General features: G+C 69.8%; 13 protein-coding genes. 12 read left to right on the top strand and 1 reads right to left on the bottom strand.

Annotated elements, in window-relative coordinates; all coding sequences use genetic code 11:
- Positions 1-96 precede the first annotated feature (96 nt).
- The 8 genes from BLV92_RS22940 (at position 97) to BLV92_RS22905 (ending at position 7,856) form a co-directional block, all read left to right on the top strand.
- A complete protein-coding gene (locus BLV92_RS22940; protein ID WP_090549307.1) occupies positions 97-2,916 on the top strand; it encodes a monovalent cation/H+ antiporter subunit A in 2,820 nt (939 codons plus the stop codon).
- Positions 2,916-3,248: a Na+/H+ antiporter subunit C gene (locus BLV92_RS22935; protein WP_090549304.1), complete on the top strand. Its 333-nt coding sequence runs from the start codon at positions 2,916-2,918 to the stop codon at positions 3,246-3,248. Before BLV92_RS22940 ends, BLV92_RS22935 begins: the two co-directional genes overlap by 1 nt.
- Positions 3,245-4,960: a monovalent cation/H+ antiporter subunit D gene (locus BLV92_RS22930; RefSeq protein WP_090549301.1), complete on the top strand. Its 1,716-nt coding sequence runs from the start codon at positions 3,245-3,247 to the stop codon at positions 4,958-4,960. The genes BLV92_RS22935 and BLV92_RS22930 overlap by 4 nt, the downstream gene beginning before the upstream one ends.
- A 3-nt stretch (positions 4,961-4,963) precedes the next feature.
- The gene (locus BLV92_RS22925; RefSeq protein ID WP_090549298.1) at positions 4,964-5,458 is read left to right on the top strand and encodes a Na+/H+ antiporter subunit E; all 495 of its coding nucleotides are present in this window, start codon (positions 4,964-4,966) and stop codon (positions 5,456-5,458) included.
- Positions 5,452-5,727 (top strand): K+/H+ antiporter subunit F, encoded by a 276-nt coding sequence (locus BLV92_RS22920; RefSeq protein ID WP_090549295.1) that lies wholly within the window; start codon positions 5,452-5,454, stop codon positions 5,725-5,727. Before BLV92_RS22925 ends, BLV92_RS22920 begins: the two co-directional genes overlap by 7 nt.
- A gap of 13 nt (positions 5,728-5,740) precedes the next feature.
- A complete protein-coding gene (locus tag BLV92_RS22915) occupies positions 5,741-6,115 on the top strand; it encodes a Na+/H+ antiporter subunit G (protein WP_090549293.1) in 375 nt (124 codons plus the stop codon).
- Between the two features lie 37 nt (positions 6,116-6,152).
- Positions 6,153-6,569 carry a lysozyme inhibitor LprI family protein gene (locus BLV92_RS22910; RefSeq protein ID WP_090551348.1) on the top strand — a complete coding sequence of 139 codons (417 nt, stop codon included), beginning with the start codon at positions 6,153-6,155 and terminating at the stop codon, positions 6,567-6,569.
- A gap of 501 nt (positions 6,570-7,070) precedes the next feature.
- Positions 7,071-7,856 (top strand): DUF4397 domain-containing protein, encoded by a 786-nt coding sequence (locus BLV92_RS22905; RefSeq protein ID WP_090549290.1) that lies wholly within the window; start codon positions 7,071-7,073, stop codon positions 7,854-7,856.
- On the opposite strand, the gene BLV92_RS22900 is transcribed toward BLV92_RS22905, so the two are convergent.
- Positions 7,843-8,790, bottom strand: coding sequence for a LysR family transcriptional regulator (locus BLV92_RS22900; protein ID WP_090549287.1), 948 nt, complete (start codon positions 8,788-8,790; stop codon positions 7,843-7,845). The genes BLV92_RS22905 and BLV92_RS22900 overlap by 14 nt on opposite strands.
- A 143-nt stretch (positions 8,791-8,933) precedes the next feature.
- Here BLV92_RS22900 and BLV92_RS22895 point away from each other — a divergent pair, with 143 nt between their 5' ends.
- From BLV92_RS22895 to BLV92_RS22880, 4 genes are all read left to right on the top strand, one after another.
- The gene (locus BLV92_RS22895; RefSeq protein ID WP_090549284.1) at positions 8,934-11,057 is read left to right on the top strand and encodes a 3-hydroxyacyl-CoA dehydrogenase NAD-binding domain-containing protein; all 2,124 of its coding nucleotides are present in this window, start codon (positions 8,934-8,936) and stop codon (positions 11,055-11,057) included.
- A 37-nt stretch (positions 11,058-11,094) separates the two neighbouring features.
- Positions 11,095-12,303, top strand: coding sequence for an acyl-CoA dehydrogenase family protein (locus BLV92_RS22890; protein WP_090549281.1), 1,209 nt, complete (start codon positions 11,095-11,097; stop codon positions 12,301-12,303).
- 11 nt (positions 12,304-12,314) lie between these two features.
- Positions 12,315-13,448 (top strand): acyl-CoA dehydrogenase family protein, encoded by a 1,134-nt coding sequence (locus BLV92_RS22885; protein ID WP_090549277.1) that lies wholly within the window; start codon positions 12,315-12,317, stop codon positions 13,446-13,448.
- An 80-nt stretch (positions 13,449-13,528) separates the two neighbouring features.
- Entirely contained in the window at positions 13,529-14,740 is a 1,212-nt protein-coding gene (locus tag BLV92_RS22880) for a CaiB/BaiF CoA transferase family protein (protein WP_090549274.1), read from the top strand.
- Positions 14,741-14,905: the final 165 nt, after the last annotated feature.

The following is a 14,905-nucleotide window of genomic DNA, read 5'->3' as shown; positions in this document are numbered from 1 at the left end:
CGCGACACGCCGCGCAGCGCGCCGCACGGCGCGTTGCGCCAATCCCCGCGAATACGCGCAGCTGCCGGCCGAAGCCGGGCCTACGGAGACAGCCGAATGACCCTGCCCCTGCTCATCGCCCTTCCGTTCGTCGCGGCGGCGCTCATCGCGGCCGCGATGTTCGCGATGCCGGACGGCGTGCGGGTGCGCGCGCTGAGCCCGTGGTTCGCGTTCGCCGCACCGCTCGTCGGCCTCGGGCTGCTCATCAGCGAGCGCGTCGGGATGCCCGCGGCCGGCGTGCTCGCATGGCGGCGGCCCTGGGTGCCGGGCCTCGGTCTCACGATCGGGCTGCGGCTCGACGGCCTGTCGTACCTGTTCGCGCTGCTGGTGCTCGCGATCGGCCTGCTCGTGTTCGTCTATGCGCGCTACTACCTCGCGAACAGCGAGTCGCTGCCGCGCCTCTACGTGCTGTTGCTGCTGTTCATGGGCTCAATGCTGGGCCTCGTGCTGTCGGACAACCTACTGCTGCTCGCGATCTTCTGGGAGCTGACGAGCGTCGTGTCGTTCCTGCTGATCGGCTTCTGGCCGGCGCGCGCGGACGCGCGGCGCGGCGCGCGGATGTCGCTCTCGATCACCGCGGCCGGCGGGCTCGCGCTGCTCGCGGGCGTGCTGCTGCTCGGCCATATCTGCGGCAGCCTCGAACTGGCCGACGTGCTCGCGCAGGCAGGCCGCGTGCAGCACGACCCGCTGTATCCGGCGATGCTGCTGCTGATCCTGTTCGCCGCGTTCACGAAGTCCGCGCAGTTCCCGTTCCACTTCTGGCTGCCGCACGCGATGTCCGCGCCGACGCCGGTGTCCGCGTACCTGCACTCGGCGACGATGGTGAAGGCCGGCGTGTTCCTGCTCGCGCGGCTGTACCCGGTGCTCGACGGCACCGACGAATGGTTCTACATCGTGAGCCTCACCGGCCTCGTCACGCTCGCGGGCGGCGCGGCGATGGCGCTCGTGCAGCGCGACCTGAAGGGGCTGCTCGCGTATTCGACGATCAGCCACCTCGGCCTCATCATGCTGCTGTTCGGGCTCGACACGCAGCTATCGACGGTCGCCGCGCTGTTCCATACGATCAACCATGCGGTGTTCAAGGCGTCGCTGTTCATGGCGGCCGGCATCATCGACCACGAGACCGGCACGCGCGACCTCGGTCAGTTGCGCGGGCTGCGGCGCTACATGCCGCACACGGCGCTGCTCGCGATCGTCGCGTCGCTCGCGATGGCCGGCGTGCCGCTGCTGAACGGCTTCCTGAGCAAGGAGATGTTCTTCGGCGAGACGCTCGCGCAAGGGCTGCTCGGCGAGTTCAACTGGGTGATCCCGACGCTCGCGCTGTGCGCGACCGCGCTGTCGGTCGCGTATTCGCTGCGCTTCGTGTACGGCGTGTTCTTCGACGGCGCGACGCCGCGCGACCTGCCGCAGTTCCCGCCGCACGAGCCGCCTCGCTTCATGAAGCTGCCGGTCGAGATCCTCGTCGTGGTGTGCCTGCTGATCGGCCTCTTTCCGCAGTTCACGATCGGCACGATGCTCGAAGCGGCCGCGCGCGTCACGCTGGGCGGCCCGCCGCCCGACTACAGCCTGAGCCTGTGGCACGGCGTGAACGCGCCGCTGACGATGAGCGTCGTGTCGTTCGCGGCCGGCGTGCTGCTGTTCGCCTTCCGCCGCGACGCGTTCCGCCGGCACCGCTCGCTGCTGTCCGAGTTCAACGCGAGCGAAGGCTTCGACGTGTTCGTGGGGCGGCTCGAACGCGCCGCGCGCCCGCTCGTGCGGCTGTTCGAGAGCGGCTCGCTGCCGTCATACCTCGCGTGGATGATCGGCGCGATGCTCGTCGTGCCCGGCCTCGCGCTGAGCGCGCTCGCGCCGTTCGCCGGCCCCGCGCCGCGCATGCCGGCGGACCCGGTCACGCTGGCCGGGCTCGCGCTGCTCGCGGCGCTCGCGATCGGCGTCGTGCTCGCGCGCGCGACCCTGCTCGTCGCGATCGTGCTGCTCGGCAGTTGCGGGCTGCTCGTCACGCTCGCGTTCGCGCGGTTCTCCGCGCCCGACCTCGCGCTGACGCAGATTTCCGTCGAGATCGTCACGGTGCTGCTGCTCGTGCTCGCGCTGTATTTCCTGCCGGCCGTGCAGCGCGCGCCGGACCCGGCCGCCGCGCGCATCCGCAACGCGGCGCTCGCGATCGCGGGCGGCGCGCTGGTCGGCGGCGTCGCGTACGCGGTGCTGACGCGCGCGCCGCTGCCCGGCATCGCGCCGTACTTCCTCGCGAACGCGCTCGGCGGCAGCGGCGGCCACAACGTCGTGAACGTGATCCTCGTGGACTTCCGCGGCTTCGACACGCTGGTCGAAATCTCGGTGCTGGTCGTCGCGGGCCTCGCGGTGAAGGCGCTGCTGCGCGGGCTGCGGCTCGCCGCGCCGAAGACCGGTCCGCGCGGGCTGCCGTGGTCGTCGCAGTCGCATCCGCTGCTGCTCGCGATCCTCGCGCGGCTGATGCTGCCGCTCACCGCGCTCGTCGCCGTATTCGTGTTCCTGCGCGGCCACAACCTGCCGGGCGGCGGCTTCGTCGCGGCGCTCGTCGCGTCGATCGCGCTGCTGTTGCAGTACGTCGCGAGCGGCGTGCTGTGGACCGAGTCGCGCATCCGCATCAATTACCGGTCGCTCGCGGGGCTCGGCATCCTGTGCGCGGCGCTGACCGGGCTCGGCAGCCTCGCGTTCGGCTACCCGTTCCTGACGAGCGCGTTCGGGCATCTGCATCTGCCGCTCGTCGGCGAGATCGAACTGAGCACCGCGATGCTGTTCGATCTCGGCGTGTTCGGCGCGGTGGTCGGCACGACGCTGACGATCGTGTCGCACCTCGGCGTGCGCGACAAGAACCTGCAATCCGTGGAGAAAAGCTGATGGAAGCCGCTTATGCCGTGACGGTCGGCGTGCTGTGCGCGTGCGGGCTCTACCTGCTGCTCGCCGCGCGCATGCTGCCGGTGATCTTCGGGGTCACGCTGTTCTCGTATGCGATCAACCTGTTCCTGCTCGGCATGGGGCGGCTCACGACCGGCCGCCCGCCGATGGCCGGCGCAGGCGCGGGCCAGGCGGACCCGGTGCCGCAGGCGCTGGTGCTGACCGCGATCGTGATCGGCTTCGCGATGACCGCGTTCTGCGTGGTGCTCGCGCTGCGCTCGCTCGCGCTGAACGGCACCGACCACGTGAACGGCAAAGAGCCGCGCGCCGAATGAATCACGGCCTGCTCCTTCCGGTGCTGATCCCGCTCGTCGCGGCGGGCGCGATGATCGCGCTGCCGGCGCGCGCGCGGCGGCTGCAACACGCGATCCACGTGATCGCGACGCTCGCGCTGCTGCCGGTCGCCGCGTGGCTGTGGTCGCGCGCGGCGGCCGGCGACATCGCGGTGTACGCGCCCGGCCACTGGCCCGCGCCGTTCGGCATCGTGCTGCAGCTCGACCGGCTCGGCGCGCTGATGCTCGCGCTGACCGCGTTGCTCGCGTGCTGCTGCACGCTCGGCACGAGCGCCGTCGACGCGCTGCGCGGCCGCCACTTCGGCCCGCTGTTCCAGTTCCAGTTGATGGGATTGAACGGCGCGTTCGTCGCGGGCGACCTGTTCAACCTGTTCGTGTTCTTCGAGCTGCTGCTGATCGCGTCGTATGCGCTGCTGCTGCACGGCGGCGGCCGGATGCGCGTGCGCAACGGGCTGCATTACCTGGTGCTGAACCTCGCGGGCTCGTCGTTCTTCCTGATCGCGCTCGGCGTGCTGTACGGCGTGACCGGCACGCTGAACATGGCCGACGCCGGCGAACGGCTCGCGCAGCTCGCGCGCGACCACGCGGACACGCTGCCGCTCGCGACCTTCGCCGGCACGATGCTGATGCTCGTGTTCGGGCTGAAGGCCGCGCTGTTCCCGATGTCGTTCTGGCTGCCGCAGGCGTATCGCAGCGCGATCGGGCCGGTCGCCGCGCTGTTCGCGGTGATGACGAAGGTCGGCGTGTACGCGATGCTCCGCTGCGATGCGCTCGTGTTCGGCGCCGCGCACGGGCTGCTCGACGGTTTCATGAACGGCTGGGCGTGGTGGCTCGCGATCGCGACGATCGGGTTCGGCGCGCTCGGCTCGCTCGCGGTGCAGAGCCTGAAGGCGACGACCGGTTATGTCGTGCTGGTGTCGGTCGGGCTGCTGATCGCGGCGGTGTCGATGCAGAGCGTCGGCGCGTGGAGCGCGCTGCTGTATTACCTCGTCAGCACGACGCTGTGCACGGCCGCGCTGTTCCTGCTCGCGGACGTCGTGGAAGCACAGCCGCAGACGCCCGAGGCGGCGGACGAGCTTGAGCCGCGCCGTGTATTGCCTGTCGCGGTGACGGCGCCGGTTTTCGATGCGGGCGCGGCGGCGGCCGCGGCCGTCGGTACATCCCAGCCCGTCGAACCCGCCGCCGCATCCATCGACACCGCCGTGGCCGGGCGGCCCGCCGTCGCCGCTGTCACGGCTGCCACCGGCCCCGCCGCCGCGCAACCTTCGACCGCCGCCGCGCTGCTGCTGCTCTTCGCATCGCTCGGCGCGGTCGGGCTGCCGCCGCTGTCGGGCTTTCTCGGCAAGGCGATGGTGCTCGCCGCGACGCCGCTCGCGCGCGCGCCCGTGCTGTGGACCGCCGTGCTCGTGTCGGGCCTGTTGCTGATCGTCGCGATGAGCCGCGCCGGCACCCGCATCCTGTGGGCGATCCCCGCGTCGTTCGGCTACGCGAACGCGCCGCCCAGGTCGCCGTCCACGCTGCCCGCGCCCCCGCCCGCCAGCAGCATGAAGCTCGTCGCGTGCGCGCTGCTGCTCGCGGGCGTCGTCGCGATCACGATCGGCGCGGGGCCGCTGAAGCGTTACCTCGACGCGACCGCGACGCAGTTGTTCGACCGCACCGCGTATGTGGACGCGGTGCTGCATGCCCGGAGATGACCGATGCTGAAACGGCTTTTCCCGCACCCGTGGCTCACCGTCGTGCTGCTGATCGGCTGGCTGCTGCTCGCGAACGACGTGTCGCCCGGCAACGTGCTGCTCGGCGCGGTGCTCGGCTGCGCGATCTCGTTCTTCGTCGGCGAGGGGCTGTGGCTCGCGCCGGTGCGCTTCGGCCATCCGTGGCTGCTGCTGCGGCTCGCCGCGCACGTGCTGATCGACATCGTCGTCGCGAACGTGCAGGTCGCGCTGCTCGTGCTCGGCCCGACGCGGCGGCTGCGCCCCGCGTTCATCCACGTGCCGCTCGACAGCACCCATGAGATCGCGCTGACCGCGCTGATCGGCATCGTGTCGCTGAGCCCCGGCACGCTGTGCGCGGAACTGAGCGACGACCGCACGCAGCTGATGGTCCACGTGCTCGACCTCGACGACGAAGCGGAACTCGTCGCGCTGATCAAGACCCGCTATGAAGCCCCGCTGATGGAGATCTTCACATGTTAGCCGCCGTGATTCCGGTTTCGTACGCGCTGCTCGGCGCAGCCTTCCTGCTGACCGTCGTGCGGCTCGTGCGCGGCCCGTCGCTGCCGGACCGCATCCTCGCGCTGGACACGCTGAACGTGAACGCGATCGCGCTGATCGTCGTGTACGGCATCCAGTTGCGCTCGACGCTGTTCTTCGAGATCGCACTGCTGATCGCGGTGACGGGCTTCGTCGGCACCGTCGCGCTGACGAAGTATCTGCAGCGCGGCGACATCATCGAACTGAACTGAACGGGGCTCGCCTATGGACACCGTGATCGAAGCGATCGTCTGCGTGCTGCTGTTGACCGGCAGCCTGTTCACGCTGATCGGCGCGATCGGCCTCGCGCGCCTGCCGGACTTTTTCATGCGGCTGCACGGGCCGACGAAATCGACGACGCTCGGCGTCGGCGGCGTCGTGCTCGCGTCGGTCGTGCACTTCTCGTCGCTGCGCGAACTGACGAGCCTGCACGAAGTGCTGATTCCGGCATTCCTGTTCCTGACCGCGCCGATCAGCGCGCACATGCTCGCGAAGGCGGGCATCCAGCAACGCGTGTCGCTGTGGCGCGCGACGCGCGGGCGGCCGGCGCTGGATGACGGCGACGAGGCGCCGCGCGACGCTGGCGACGCGCGTTCATGACTTCGCGTGTAGCCGCGCGCGGATGCAGAGGCGGCCGATGAAACGTTCGTTGCTGCTGCTTGCACTCGCTTCCACAACCGCGCTCGCGTCGCCATTCGATCCCGCCGACGAACTCGCGCAGCGCAGCGGATTGCCCGCGAGCGAAGTCCGCGCGATGCTGTCGAACTGCGACGCCGCGCAGGCCAACATGAACTTCTGCGCGTGGCGCGACCAGCTGGTCGCAGAACACGCGTTGCAGTCGGCCGTCGATGCGAAGGCCGGCGTTTCGACGTCGTGCCGGTCCGCGCTCGCGAAAAGGATCGACGTGTGGAAGCACAAGCGCGACGCCGGATGCAGGCGATCCGCAGAAACGGAATGGGGCGGCGGCTCGATGCTGCCTGCGGCGGTCGCGATGTGCGCGACGAAGGCGACGCAGCGCATGACGAATACGATCCGTTCCGCGGCATGCGGATGATTCATGCGCGGGCATCATCGGCGGCTCGCGATACTTGACGCGGCTACGTCCCGACGAGCGATCGTAGCGATCGCAGCGATCGATGCACCGCGGCAAGCCGCGCGGGAACCGCGACCCGAACACGTCATGAACAGGTTTCCACTCCGCGTAAAAACCGCTCCACTTACGTTGTAAAACGCGACCCAACCCCGACCACACCCCGACCACGTGATACGCAGCCGCCGCGCGTAGCGCACGCGATGCCGCATCCTCCGCATTCGCCCGAAGACCCGCACAGAGCCTGTGCGATCCAGGCCGCCATGTCCTTTTTCTCCGGCTCGTCATCCAGCGCGGCACAGCGATTGCTGACTGCAGGCGTCCCCACCGCGCGTCGAACGCCCGCGCCGGGCCGGACAACAGGAGCCGCGGCGGACCCGACAGACGTCGTCGACCGTGCGTCAAAGACGCGCAGCCGCCGCGATGGCACGGGCGCCTTGCCCGACTTTCGATGAGGTGGAAGAGATGAAGATGATTCGCACGATCGCCGCGCTCGCAGGCGCGGCCGCGCTGCTCGCCGCATGCGGCGGAGGCAGCGACGATGTCGGCAAGGAACTCGGCCTGCAAAACCCCGAGATCCATTTCGTTCACGCGATAGCCGGCGGCCCGACCGTCGACTTCCTCGTCAACGGCTCGGCATTGCAGACCGGCATCACGTACAAGACCGTCACCCACTTCGCGAACATCAACACCGGCGCAACCACGGTCGCGTTCGCCAACGCCGGCAGCACGACGCCGCTCGCGAGCGGCAACTTCCCGGACGTCGCGAAGGGCCACGAATACACGGTGCTCGCGCTGCCCGCGCTGACCGGCGCGGACATCGGGCTGATCGACGATCCGTTCGACAAGGGCCTGCTGTCGAACAGCGCGCGGGTGCGCGCATTCAACGCGACGGTCAACGCGCAGAACGTCGACATCTATCTCGTGCCGCCGAACACCGACATCTCGACCACGTCGCCGACGCTCGCGGGCGTGTCGTTCAAGAACGCGGTGCCCGCCAGCGGCCAGGACTCGAACTACATGAACGGCGGCACCTATGTCGCGATCGTCACGACGGCCGGCAGCAAGACGCCGATCTTCCAGTCCGCGTCGTTCGACCTCGCGAACAACGCCGACTGGCTGATCACGACGGTGCCGGTCGCCGGCGCGCTGAGCCAGTTGCAGCCGAACCAGATCCATCTGCTCGTCGCGCAGGGCGGCAACACGCAGCAGCCGGCCCTCGAACTGACGAACGCGCTCACGAACCAGTAGGCGCATCCGCGTGGCCGCCGCGCGCGGACAGGTCCGCGCCGCGGCCGGTCTTGCGCGCCTCGGCCAGCATGAAGTCGATGAAGGTGGAGGCCGCGCGCGTATGGTGGCGGTTCGGCATGTACAGCATGTACATGTGCGTGCCGAAGATGCTGAGCCGCCATGCGTCGAGCGCGGTCACCACGTCGCCGCGGCGCATGTCGTCGTGCACCACGTAGTCGGGCACCACGCCGACGCCGAGGCCCGCGAGAATCGCCTGGCGCAGGAACAGGAAGTTTTCCGAAATGATCGTCGGCTCCAGCAGCACCTCGTGCCGCTCGTCGCGCAGATACGCGGCGATCCGCAACTGCCGCCCGACCACCGCGGCGGTAATCAGCGGCGCGGTGCGCAGGTCGTCGAGCCGGGACGGCATCCCATGCTCCGCCGCATACGCCGCCGACGCGCACGCGACATAGCTCACCGGCCCCATGTCGCGCGCGACGAGGTTCTGCGGCGGCTCCGACATCACGCGCACCGCGATGTCCACTTCGTCGCGCATCAGGTCCTCGACGCGATTCTCGAACATCACGTCGAGCACGATGCCCGGATACTGCCGCTTGAACGCGATCAGCCAGTCCGACATCACCAGTTGCCCATAACCGCTCGGCACGCTGAGGCGCACGCGCCCCTGCAGGCTCTGCCCGAGCGTGGACACCGATTCGCGCGCGGCCAGCAGCGCGCTCTGGATCGCGCGGCCGTGCTCGTACAGCTTCAGCCCGATCTCGGTCGGCTCGACGCGGCGCGTCGTGCGCCGCACGAGTTGCAGCCCGATCGACTTTTCGAGCTGGTTCAGGTGGTAGCTGACGTTCGCGCGGCTCATCTTCAGCCGGCGCGCCGCCTCGCTGAGATTGCCCGCGTCGAGGATCTCGACCAGCAGGGTCAATGCGTTGACGTCCATCAATCGGGTCACTGTCAAGGATGGCTTGACAGTCTGTCAACCGGCAATGCAATTGTCAATGAACCCTGACTGCGCCGACAATCGCAGGAACATCCGAAAACTGCGCCCGCGCGGGCCGCCCCGATCCCTGGAGACACGCCACGATGGAATTCGACACCGCCTCCCCCCCCTCATCGCCGGTTACGCACGCGCTGCGCGGCAAGGTCCTGCTGGTCACGATCGACAACCCGCCGGTCAATGCGCTCGGCGTGGACGTGCGGCGCGGCCTCGCCGCCGCGATCGACGCGGCCGATTCGAACGACGCGGTCGAAGCCGTGCTGATCGTCGGCGCGGGCCGCAACTTCATCGCGGGCGCGGACATCCGCGAGTTCGGCAAACCGCCGCAGCCGCCCGCGCTGCCCGACGTGTGCAACCGCATCGAGGCGTCGGCCAAACCGGTGATCGCCGCGATCCACGGCGCGGCGCTCGGCGGCGGGCTCGAAGTCGCGCTGGCCGCGCATTACCGGATCGCGGTCGCGGGCGCGAAGCTCGGCCTGCCGGAAGTCACGCTCGGCCTGCTGCCCGGCGCGGGCGGCACCCAGCGCGCGCCGCGCCTGATCGGTGCGGAGGCGGCGCTGTCGCTGATGCTGAGCGGCCGCCACGTGGGCGCGCAGGAGGCGCTGAAGCTCGGTCTCGTCGATCGCGTCGGCCACAGCGACGACGTACTCGCGGAAGGCATCGCGTATGCGCAGGAACTGCTCGCGGCGCGCGCGCCGGTGCGCCGCACCCGCGACGCGCACGGCCTCGCGGATCGCGCGGCCAGCGAAGCCGCGATCGCGGCCGCGCGCGCCGCGAAGAAATCGCACGGCCTGTTTTCGCCGCAGAAGATCGTCGATTGCGTCGAGGCCGCGCTGAACCAGCCGTTCGACGAAGGTTTGCGCTTCGAGCGCAAACAGTTCGTCGCATGCCTCGACAGCCCGCAGCGCGCGGGCCTCGTGCATGCGTTTTTCGCGGAGCGCGAAGTGCAGAAAGCGCCGGAGACCAGAAACGCGGAACCGCGTCCGCTGCGCACCGTCGGCGTGGTCGGCGGCGGCACGATGGGCGCGGGCATCGCGGTCGCGGTGCTCGACGCAGGCCTGCCGGTCACGATGATCGAACGCGACGACGACGCGCTCGCGCGCGGCCGCGCGAACGTCGAGAAGGTCTACGACGGGCTGATCGCGAAGGGCCGCCTGAGCGCCGACGCGAAAGCGCAGACGCTCGCGCGCCTCGACGGCAGCACGTCGTACGACGCGCTCGCCAACGTCGATCTCGTGATCGAAGCGGTGTTCGAAGACCTTCCGGTCAAGCAGGCGGTGTTCGCGGAACTCGACCGCGTGTGCAAGCCGGGCGCGGTGCTCGCGACCAACACGTCGTATCTCGACATCGACGCGATCGCGGCCACCACCTCGCGCCCGCAGGACGTCGTGGGCCTGCACTTCTTCTCGCCCGCGAACATCATGAAGCTGCTCGAAGTCGTGGTGCCGGCGCGCGTATCGGCGGACGTGGTCGCGACCGCGTTCGACCTCGCGAAGAAGCTGCGCAAGGTGCCGGTGCGCGCGGGCGTCTGCGACGGCTTCATCGGCAACCGGCTGCTCGCCGTCTATCGCACGGCCGCCGATCATCTGATGGAGGACGGCGCGTCGCCCTACCAGATCGACAAGGCCGTGCGCGAGTTCGGCTTCCCGATGGGACCGTACCAGGTGATCGACCTCGCGGGCGGCGACATCGGCTGGGCGACCCGCAAGCGCCGCGCGGCCACGCGCGACCCGAACGCGCGTTACGTACAGATCGCCGACCGCCTGTGCGAGCGCGGCTGGTTCGGCCAGAAGACCGGGCGCGGTTTCTACCTGTATCCGCAGGGCGCGCGCACCGGTTCGCCGGACCCCGAGGTCGAGGCGATCATCGCGGCCGAGCGCGAACGCGCGGGCATCGCGCCGCGCGCGTTCAGCGACGACGAGATCATCCGCCGCTACCTCGCCGCGATGGTCAACGAAGGCGCGAACGTCGTGCACGAGGGCATCGCGCTGCGCCCGCTCGACGTGGACGTGACGCTGATCTACGGCTACGGCTTCCCGCGTCATCGCGGCGGCCCGATGCACTACGCGGACACCGTCGGCCTCGCGAACGTGCTTGCGGACATCCGCGAATTCGCGAAGGAAGACCCGTTGTTCTGGCGTCCGTCGCCGCTGCTCGTCGATCTGGCCGAACGCGGCGCGACGTTCGCGAGCCTGAATCAATCCGCGTGAGCGTCGCGCCCGCGCATCCCTGCAAGAGAACGACTCGATGAACCTGAACTTCACCGCCGAAGAAGAAGCGTTCCGCGCGGACGTGCTGCGCTTTCTGCGCGAGCGCCTGCCGCAGCGGCTCGCAACGAAGGTGCAGACCGGCAAGCGCCTCACGCGCGACGACATGGCCGAATGGCACCGCATCCTGAACGGGCAGGGCTGGCTCGCGAACCACTGGCCGAAGGAGTACGGCGGCCCCGGCTGGACCGCGGTGCAGAAGTTCATCTTCGAGAACGAATGCGCGATCGCCGGCGCGCCGCGCATCGTGCCGTTCGGCGTGAACATGCTCGGGCCGGTGCTCATCAAGTACGGCAGCGAAGCGCAGAAGCGCTACTGGCTGCCGCGCATCCTGAACGGCGACGACTGGTGGTGCCAGGGTTATTCGGAGCCGGGCGCGGGCTCGGACCTCGCGGCGGTGCGCACGACCGCCGTGCGACGCACGGACAGCGACGGCGACCACTACGTGGTGAACGGCCAGAAAACGTGGACCACGCTCGGCCACTACGCGAACATGATCTTCTGCCTCGTGCGCACCGCGACCGACGTGCGCAAGCAGGAGGGCATCAGCTTCCTGCTGATCGACATGAACACGCCGGGCGTCGAGGTCCGGCCGATCATCACGCTCGACGGCGAGCATGAAGTGAACGAGGTGTTCTTCACCGACGTGCGCGTGCCGGCGGACAACCTCGTCGGCGAGGAAAACAAGGGCTGGACCTACGCGAAATACCTGCTCACGTACGAGCGCACGAACATCGCGGGCGTCGGCTTCTCGGTCGCGGCGCTCGCGCGGCTGAAGCGCGCCGCGCAGACGGTGCAGCGCAACGGCCGTCCGCTGATCGACGACCCGCAGTTCGCCGCGCGGATCGCGCGCGTCGAGATCGATCTGGAAAACATGAAAACGACGAACCTGCGCGTGATCGCGGCGGTGGCCGGCGGCGGCGTGCCGGGCGCGGAAAGCTCGATGCTGAAGATTCGCGGCACCGAGATCCGCCAGGAGATCTCGTCGCTGCTGCGCCGCGCGATGGGGCCGTACGCGCAGCCGTTCGTCGAGGAGGCGCTCAACGAGGGTGACGACGGCGAGCCGGTCGGCCCCGACGACGCCGCGAGCGCCGCCGCGCAGTACTTCAACAACCGCAAGCTGTCGATCTTCGGCGGCTCCAACGAAATCCAGAAGAACATCATCTCGAAGATGATTCTCGGTCTGTAAGGGGTCGCGCGATGGACTTTCAACCTACCGAAGACCGCCGGATGCTGGCGGATACGCTGAACCGCTTCATCGCGGAACAGTACGGCTTCGACGTGCGCGACCGCATCGCGCGCTCCGGCGAAGGCTTCAGCCGCGACCTGTGGCAACGCTTCGCGGAACTGGGCGTGATCGGCGCGCTGTTCGCGGAAGCGGATGGCGGATTCGGCGGCGACGGCTTCGACGTGGCGGTCGTGTTCGAATCGCTCGGGCGCGGGCTCGTGGTCGAACCGTTCCTCGACACGCTGATCGTCGGCCGCGCGCTCGCGCAGGCGGGCAGCGACGCACAGCGCGAATCGATCGCGCAACTGATCGACGGCTCGCGGCTCGCCGCGTTCGCGCACGACGAACCGGGCTCGCATTACGAGGCGACGCGCGTGACGGCGCGCGCGGAAAAGCGCGGCGACGGCTGGGTGCTGACCGGCGCGAAGGGCGTCGTGCAGCAGGGCGAGCACGCGGACGTGCTGCTCGTGTCCGCGCGCACGTCCGGCAGCGACTACGACGAAGCGGGCATTTCGCTGTTCGTGGTCCCGCGCGCTTCGAGCGGCGTCGGCGTGCGCGGCTACCGGAAGATCGACGGCGGCCGCGCGGCGGAGGTCACGTTCGATCATGTCGAACTCGGCGCCGACGCGCTCGTCGGTCCGGAAGGCAGCGGCTTCGCGACGCTCGAACACGCGACCGGTTTCGGCCTTGTCGCGCTCGCGGCGGAGGCGCTCGGCGCGATGGACGTCGCGCGCGACTTCACGCTCGACTACCTGCGCACGCGCAAGCAGTTCGGCGTGCCGATCGGCAGCTTCCAGGCGTTGCAGCACCGGATGGCCGACCTGCTGCTCGAAATCGAGCAGGCGCGCTCGGCGGTCATCAACGCGGCGGCCGGGCTCGGTGCGCCGCGCGCCGCCCGCGAACGCGCGCTGTCGGCGGCGAAATACACGGTCGGGCGCATCGGCGCGCGCGTCGCCGAAGAGTGCATTCAACTGCACGGCGGCATCGGCATGACGTGGGAACTGCCGCTCGCGCACTACGCAAAGCGGCTCGTGATGATCGACCATCAGCTCGGCGACGAGGATCATCACCTCGAACGCTACGTCGCGTTCGGCCGCGCAGCGTAAGCTATCGGCCGCGAGCAACGCGCACCCGACCGTGCGCCGCGCTCGCGCCGTTCGCCCCAACCCGATGGAGACATTCCCCGATGCAGTCCACCGATAAACCCGCACTGCCGCTCGCCGGCGTGCGCGTGCTCGACCTGTCGCGCATCCTTGCCGGACCGTGGAGCGCGATGGTGCTCGGCGACCTGGGCGCCGAAGTCATCAAGGTCGAGCATCCGCGCCGCGGCGACGACACGCGCGACTGGGGCCTGCGCGTCGGCCAGACGGAGACCGCGTATTTCAACAGCGTGAACCGCAACAAACGCTCGGTGACGCTCGATCTGCAGACCGACGCGGGCTGCGCGATCGCGCGCGACCTCGCGAAAACGAGCGACGTCGTGATCCAGAACTTCAAGGCCGGCGGCGCGGAGAAGCTCGGCCTCGGCTACGACGCGCTGTCGAGCGACAATCCCCGGCTCGTCTACTGCTCGATCTCCGGCTACGACCGCACCGGGCCGGAAGCGGCGCGGCCCGGTTACGACCTCGTCGTGCAGGGCGAGGCCGGGCTGATGGCGCTGAACGGCGAAGCGGACCAGCCGCCGCTGAAATTCGGCGTCGCGGCGGTCGACCTGTTCACCGGCATGTATGCGGCGCAGGCGGTGCTGGCCGCGCTGTACGAACGCGAGCGCACCGGGCGCGGCCGCCACGTCGAGATGGCGCTGTTCGACTGCGGGCTGATGATCACGTCGTACTACGGGCTCGAAGCGCTGATCGCCGGCGAAGACCCGCCGCGCTACGGCAACGCGCATCCGTCGATCGTGCCGTATGGCGTGTTCGACGCCCAGGACGGCCCGCTCGTCATTACGGTCGGCAACAACAGCCAGTACGAGCGTTTCTGCCGCGACGTGATCGGCCGTCCGGACCTCGCGGACGACCCGCGCTTCGCGACCAACATCCTGCGCTCGCAGAACCGCGCGACGCTGCTGCCGGAGATCCGCCGCGAACTCGCGGCGCGGCCGCGCCGCGCGCTGCTCGACCGGCTCGCGCTGGCCGGCATCCCGTGCGGCGAGGTGGCCGGGCTGCGCGAGGCGCTGACGTCGAAACGCGCGGTCGACGGCGGCCTCGTGACGACGCAGCCGCATCCGCACGCGGGCACGACGCCGGTGCTCGCGCCGCCGTGGCGCTTCGACGGCGAGCGGATGCCGGTGCGCCGCGCGCCGCCGCAACTCGGCGAAGGCACCGACGACGTGCTGAAGTCGGTGCTCGGGCTGTCCGACGACCGGCTCGCGGCATTGCGGGACAGCGGCGTGATCTGATGGCCGAGGCAGGCTTCGTGCTGCGAAGCCTTCGCCGGTCTGCCGGTCGCCGTCGATGCAGGATCGCCAGCCGACGCGATCCGCCCGGCCGCGCGACAAGCCCCTCGCCCTGACCGAACAGAAAGAACCCCGCGCCAGGCCCCCGGCCAGCCGCCACACGCAACC

Source organism: Paraburkholderia caballeronis, assembly GCF_900104845.1.
In the GTDB taxonomy this organism is placed as follows: domain Bacteria; phylum Pseudomonadota; class Gammaproteobacteria; order Burkholderiales; family Burkholderiaceae; genus Paraburkholderia; species Paraburkholderia caballeronis.
The sequence above is the reverse complement of the archived record's forward strand: the minus strand, read 5'-3'. Positions and strand labels throughout refer to the sequence as shown.